1 pseudogene is annotated in these 619 nt (G+C 38.8%); it reads right to left on the minus strand.

Going from position 1 to position 619, the window contains the following annotated elements:
- Window positions 1-218 (minus strand): annotated as a pseudogene (locus RR876_RS17040) (2,4'-dihydroxyacetophenone dioxygenase); the annotation flags it as partial.
- Between the last annotated feature and the right edge of the window lie 401 nt (window positions 219-619).

Raw genomic sequence — 619 nt, forward strand, 5'->3', positions numbered from 1 at the left:
GAACCTGCTGTTGTATAGAAATGGACAACACCGGTATGGAAGTGACGTGGAAGGATGGTACCCGGTTCAAAACGGGCATGAATGACCCAGACGCCATTATCAGGGTCTAAAAAGCAAGGCGTGACATGCACACCCGGTAGTGCATTTTTGATTTCGCCATCTTTGATGTTAATCGTTAATAATCGATCCTGATGTTTAACTGATTGTGCGATGCTCATGACAAACTCCTTATATATCTTTGATTTAGAATATGATATGAGATATCAATACCTAAGATTTCCTTGAGCTTGAGCATAGCAATGTTTCAAAGATCACAAACCACTCGAAAGAATGGAATTCACATTGTTTGATAAATATGCGAATGAATAGTTTGAGGTTGGGGTATCTGAAAGCATGATTTTGATGCAATTTCACATTGCCTAACTGTAGTTCCCCGACTAATTTATAAGTGTTTTAGACTGGAAAATGGCATAACATGATTGGTTGAGGATGATGTTTTGCCAAATGCAAAATTCAGGGAAATGAATGTTGCAGATGAAGTTGAATAAAAAAGATTGGATGAATTACATGCAAGTGTTGAAGACTAAACTCAGTCGTCCGAGCATGCTGAATGGCAGGG

The organism is Acinetobacter sp., assembly GCF_036666595.1.
Classification (GTDB): Bacteria; Pseudomonadota; Gammaproteobacteria; order Pseudomonadales; family Moraxellaceae; genus Acinetobacter.